This is a genomic window from Clostridium sp. CAG:221 (assembly GCA_000435835.1).
GTDB lineage: Bacteria > Bacillota > Clostridia > Clostridiales > Clostridiaceae > Clostridium.
The window spans coordinates 6,293-12,207 of record FR883426.1 but is presented as its reverse complement, the minus strand read 5'-3'; the positions used below and the strand labels follow the sequence as shown (position 1 = coordinate 12,207).

At 28.9% G+C, this 5,915-nt stretch carries 7 protein-coding genes; 2 read left to right on the top strand and 5 right to left on the bottom strand.

Translation table 11 applies throughout. The features are described 5' to 3' along the window. Positions 1–292: 292 nt before the first annotated feature. From Q5O44_RS12975 to Q5O44_RS12955, 5 genes are all read right to left on the bottom strand, one after another. Positions 293–829: a GNAT family N-acetyltransferase gene (locus Q5O44_RS12975; RefSeq protein WP_022168867.1), complete on the bottom strand. Its 537-nt coding sequence runs from the start codon at positions 827–829 to the stop codon at positions 293–295. Between the two features lie 101 nt (positions 830–930). Then, positions 931–1,689, bottom strand: a complete 759-nt coding sequence (locus Q5O44_RS12970) for a hypothetical protein (RefSeq protein ID WP_302638070.1) — start codon at positions 1,687–1,689, stop codon at positions 931–933. A 30-nt stretch (positions 1,690–1,719) separates the two neighbouring features. Continuing rightward, positions 1,720–2,415, bottom strand: coding sequence for an NAD(P)/FAD-dependent oxidoreductase (locus Q5O44_RS12965; protein ID WP_022168865.1), 696 nt, complete (start codon positions 2,413–2,415; stop codon positions 1,720–1,722). A 181-nt stretch (positions 2,416–2,596) separates the two neighbouring features. Further along, a complete protein-coding gene (locus tag Q5O44_RS12960; protein WP_022168864.1) occupies positions 2,597–3,094 on the bottom strand; it encodes a CarD family transcriptional regulator in 498 nt (165 codons plus the stop codon). Positions 3,095–3,304: 210 nt separating this feature from the next. Further along, the gene (locus Q5O44_RS12955) at positions 3,305–3,751 is read right to left on the bottom strand and encodes a GNAT family N-acetyltransferase (RefSeq protein ID WP_022168863.1); all 447 of its coding nucleotides are present in this window, start codon (positions 3,749–3,751) and stop codon (positions 3,305–3,307) included. Positions 3,752–4,220: 469 nt separating this feature from the next. On the opposite strand from Q5O44_RS12955, the gene Q5O44_RS12950 reads away from it, so the two are divergent. Both Q5O44_RS12950 and Q5O44_RS12945 read left to right on the top strand, forming a co-directional pair. Next, the gene (locus Q5O44_RS12950; protein ID WP_022168862.1) at positions 4,221–4,958 is read left to right on the top strand and encodes an NAD-dependent protein deacylase; all 738 of its coding nucleotides are present in this window, start codon (positions 4,221–4,223) and stop codon (positions 4,956–4,958) included. A gap of 296 nt (positions 4,959–5,254) precedes the next feature. Further along, on the top strand, positions 5,255–5,915 hold a 661-nt coding region (locus tag Q5O44_RS12945), incomplete at its 3' end, for a PfkB family carbohydrate kinase (protein WP_302638065.1).

Genomic DNA, 5,915 nt, shown 5'->3' with positions numbered 1-5,915 from the left:
CCTGTCAACTATTTTTTCAATATTTTTTTCAATATTTTTTTCAATATTTTTTTCAATATTTTTTGTTAATCCTTTTTATTTACTTTCTTACTATGCTTAACACCTTGATTGTTACACTTCTTTTCTTTTTCTTGTTGGCTTGCACATGAACAGTCTTTCTTTTCACTCATAAATTAATCACTCCTAGATGAAAAATACTTACCTATATTATTTTTTACTTAAATTAAATAATAATGTTGTAAAAAGAAAGGCTATGTAGCCATTATTTTACTCTAATTACGCTTTCTTAAAATTATAATATATATTCTAACTGGCAATCACAAGGTTCTGCTTGTACTAATTTTTCATTGTACTCTTTAGCTTCTATGCAACCTATAGCCTTATAAAAAGCTTGTGATTCCTCCGATGAATGTGCTGAAATATATAACTTTTTAGCATCTAAATCTCTTGCTTCTTGGGCAATCATTTGAAAAAGTTTTTTGCCAATGCCTTTTCCTCTGCTTTCATATGAAACATGAATTGAAGATAATTGTATATACTGACTTTTTGAACCAAAAAACTTATTTTCTACGGAAGTAAAGCCTGCTAACTTTCCTTCTATAAAGGCCCCAATAACAGCGCCTCCAGTATTTAAAGTATTTTTTAGGCACTCCACTAAAAACTCATACTCCTCCTTGCCCCATTGTTCCGTAAATGCTATATTCTCTAAAGTCCATTGACCATTTCTTTTTCTCCAGCATTTATTCACTTGCTGATATCTATTAAAATTTGAAAATATCTCAGTGTTTAATTCATTTTCATTTATCTTTCTATATATTATTTCACTCATCTTTATCACTCCTTTTTATTTATATTTTCAATTTTATCACTTTGATAATAAAAATAAAAATCATATGGAAAGCATAAAATGCTCCATATGATTTAATAATTTTATATTTTTATACTTCTTTTTTCTTTTTTAAGAATCCTTTGAATAGAAAACTTTCCTTGTATTGCAGCTCCTGGTAGTCCACCTGGAGGCGATAGCCATTGTCCTGCTAAAATAACATTTTCTATACCTTTAACAAATGGAGATGGATATGGATTCTTCATACTATTTTTAGTAATCATATAAGCCTGATTATATCCTTTATAAGCATTGCAGTATCTTTCATATGTTATTGGTGTCCAAGTATCTATAAGTTTCATCTTTCCTGCATATTCAGGAAAACGCTCTTCTATCTTCCTCAAAATCAATTCAGCAATTTCAACTTTCTTCTTATTATATTGTTCTCTATCACCATATAATTTTCTCCAGTAAATATAACTATCTTCAGATAATCCCCATAATATTTGGATTATCTGTTTACCTTTCGGTGCAAAGTCTGGCTCATAACCATATGTTTTAACTGTTATTCTATCACCCATCCAGCTTTCATTTTTTATATCACTGGCATCTAGCATATATTCTGATTCCAGAGCTTTATGGCTATCTATAGCATATGCTGCTTGAAACATACCATAAATAGGATATTTCTTTCTATGATGTAAGACTTCATTCATTACATCATCCATATAGTCTTTACCTAATAAATGTCCAAAAGTATAATTGATATCACAAGCTGGTATGATGTAATCTCCTTTAACTTTCCTTCCATCCTTCAAAGTAATTCCTGTGGCAATATCTTCATCTACATCTATCTTCATCACATTACAATCAGTAAATATTCTGCCACCTAGCTATTCATATCTCTTCCTCATCCTAAGTGCCATTGCTCTTGATCCCCCCTTAGGTATTCCTCCATCTCCACTAATAAAATTTCCATATGCCATTGGAAATGAATTAGCCAATGACTCTTTTGGGCAAAAGTCTGAAATAAGGCACTTAATCAATGGATGTTTAAATTTATCCATTAAATCATTTGTATCCATACCTTCATATAGCTTCAAAATCTTCATAGACTTTGACAACTTAATTACATCTATAAAGTTCATCATTTCAGGTGGTTTTTCAGCTGGTATATTCACTTTAGCTCCAACAATACAACTTTCAATAAGCTTATTAATTTCATCAGCATCCTCTGGAGATAATGCTAAAAGCTCTTCCTTAGTTTTATTTATATCTTTCCATAATGAAATAGATTTTCCATCAAACTCTGAAGTATACATTTTATCATTTCTTATTATTTCAGTATCATCATCAATTGCTCCCGTTTCACGCCATATCCTATTTAACTCTGTGCCTTTTGTGGTGCCCATCAGCCAGTGTATACAATTATCTATATGATATCCGTCCCTATCCCAACCTGTACATTCACCACCTACAATACTATGTCTTTCATAAATTTCACTACTAAAGCCTGCCTTTTGAGCATAAATTCCTGCAGTAAGTCCTGATATTCCGCCTCCAATTATTATTATCTTCTTATCATTCATACTGCCTCCTAGTTTAAGATTACTAACCTCTACTATCATATGATATAAAAAAATTTAAATTCGTTCTTTTTAAGCATATTAATAAGTTCCTTATAACCAAAAAATAAATGCCACAAAAAATCTTTTGTAGCATTTATTTGCTCCATCAGATAGTATCTATCTATGTTCTAACTATCTTAACTTATTGTGACATCTTCTCAGCTATATATGAATTAACCTCATCTGGTGAAATATTTAATATTATTGCAAATTCCTCATTTAATAATCGCTCTGCAGTTTTCATTATTTCTTCATCGCCTTTATAAGCTTTTTTACCTAACTCTCTATTACTTTTCTTATTTTCATAAATGCTCTTTACCAATTTAATAAGTGCTTCACAATCTCCACTTTTAAGCATAGATTTAAATTTCTCATTTCTACTCTTCTCATCCTCTATCCATAAAGTTTCTTCACTGGGAATAGCCGTTATCAATGAATTTACCTCATCTAAAGAATGTATCTTTCTCATAGAAATTTTCATATTGTTTACAGGAGTCTTTATTATGGTATTTTTAGAGTAAATGGGCCTTAATACATAATACTTTTTTATTACACTATTCCTATCTTTCTCTTCTTTTATATCTAAAATTTTGCAGACCCCTGTTATTCCATACATAACATAATCATTAATCTTAAACATAAAACTTCTCCTTTCTTTCATAAATCCTGCTTTATGAAACAAAAAAGCAGCTTTAATAACTGGACTTACGTTATTAAAACTACTGGTTATCTATACTTTAATTTTATCACAATTTAAAATACGGATGTAAGTAAAATCTTTTTATAGATTTAATATATTTTTCAAAAATAAAAATATTACAACTAAGTTTAACTCTCTTGCTTGATATTATTACTTTTCATATTCATACATAAAATAATTACATTCTTCCATGCCTAAACTTCTGTAAGTTTTTTGTGCTGTATAATTTTCCTTTTCTACATATAGCCTTATACCTACATATTCATTATTACTATCGCATATCTCTTTTACTTTATTATATAGAGCTTTAAATACCCCTTTCCCTCTATATTCCTTATTTACATACACACTTTGCACCCAAATGAATGTTCCATTTCTCCAATCACTCCATTCATATGTATACATAATTTGCCCCACTACTTTTCCATCAATTTCACAAACATGATATATCCCCTTATTTTCATCTTGAATGATATTTCTAACACCTTTAGTTAAGATTTCCTTATCTAACTCTTTATTTTCTGTTTCATATGCTAAATTGTAATTATATTCAACGATAATATCTAAATCTTCTAATTTTGCTTTTCTTATATTCATAAGTATCTCCTATAAATTTAATTTCTTTATTCTTAGTCTATCATCAGCAAAATTTAATTACAACATACTCAATATGTATTGTAATTTTACTGTCATAAAAAACAATAAAAATAAGCCCCTTCAAGTAGAAGCTTATTTTTATTTCTAAAGATTAAATTATTAACTGCTAAAAAATTGGATAGTATGGATAACCGTAAGGATATGGATATACTGGAGGAATATATGGATATGGTAACAATCCTATCCTGTTTATTCCTCCTATAGGATAATTTCTACGTCTAAATCTCCTATACCTATTAGGCCTATTATATCCACCAGGTGGTTGCCGTGATTGACTATTTTCAGAAGCTAATACATCTTCTCCAACTAGTTATACATTTTTATATAACCTCCTTATAAAAACTATTTTTATTTTTCCAATTATTTGTGTAATAATAAAATATATAATAAATTACGGAGATGATTATAAATGAATACTGAAATAGAAAAGTTAACTCAAATACTTAGGGATAGCAATAATATAGTTTTCTTTGGTGGTGCTGGTTGTAGTTGTGAAAGTGGTATTCCAGATTTCAGAAGTGCAAGTGGTTTGTGGAACGAAAAACTTAAAATAAACCTTACTCCTGAGCAATTAGTTTCTCATACCATGTTTATGAAATATCCAAAAGAATTTTTTGAATTCTATAGAGATAAATTAATATATCCTGATGCTAAGCCTAATGCTGCTCATATAGCTTTAGCTAAGCTTGAAGAAATGGGTAAGCTTAAAGCTGTAGTTACTCAAAATATAGATGGCTTACATCAAGCTGCTGGTTCTAAGCACGTCTATGAACTTCATGGTTCTGTTTTAAGAAATTATTGTGTTAAATGTCATGCCTTTTATGATGAAAAATTTATTTTAGAATCTAAAGGAGTGCCTACTTGTACTAAATGTGGAGGAAATGTAAAGCCTGATGTTGTTCTTTATGAAGAAGGCTTAGATGATAATGTAATTAAAGGTGCTATTGCTGCCATTTCTAAAGCAGATACCTTAATTATAGGTGGAACTTCACTGGTTGTTTATCCAGCAGCTGGGCTTATTAATTACTTTAGAGGTAAAAATCTTGTTCTAATTAATAAGAGTTCAACTTCCGCTGATAATAAAGCTGATTTAGTTATTCATGAGGCTATTGGGAAGGTTTTAGGAGAAACTGTTAATAATATTTAATATTAAAGATGGTATCTTAAAATCAATTTTAAGATACCATCTTTACTTATTTAACCTCTTAATAAAGTTTTATAAATTCCTCTACCATTTTACTAGCATTTTTTTCAGCTATAGGTAAGAACTCTTCATCTTTATATATAAAATGCTACTCATTTATCATTTACTAAGTTTTCATAACCATCAGTGAAATCTATAATAATTCAAATATGCAAAAAGATATATGTCAATCGCTTGACATATATCTTTTTTTCACTTATACTTTAGTTATATAATTCCAATTTAAGGGAGGGTTAGCAATGTTTAACTTAAACAATGTTGTAAAATTTGAGAATAAGAGATTTGACGTATTTGCAATTGGAGAATTATTAGTTGACATGATTTCTGATGATTATGATGCCGACAATAGTTGCAATAAATACTCAAGATATTTTGGTGGTTCACCTGCAAATATTACTATGAATATAAAAAGACTTGGTGGTAATCCTATTATTTCAGCTTCTGTTGGAAATGATAGATTAGGTGAATTCTTAATTAATAATTTAAAGAAAAATAATATTAATACTGAATTTATTAATAAAGTCAATAATTCTACAAGTATGGTACTTGTAACTAAAAGTAAGGAAACTCCACTACCTATTTTCTATCGTAGTGCAGATTATAATTTAGAATACAATGAAGATATAGGTTCAATATTAAAAAATAGTAAAATAGTTCATTTTTCATGCTGGCCTATTTCTCAAAAGAAATCAAGAAAAGTTATTGAAAAAGTTATTGAAGAAGCTAGAAAAAATAATGTTCTTATAGGTTTTGATCCAAATTATCATGAAATGATTTGGGAAGAAGGACATGATGGAATAGAATATATAAAAAATCTTATTGGAAAGTTAGATATAATAAAACCTTCAGAAGTTGATGCAGAAAGAATTTTTGGCCCAGATACTCCTGAAAATCATGTGG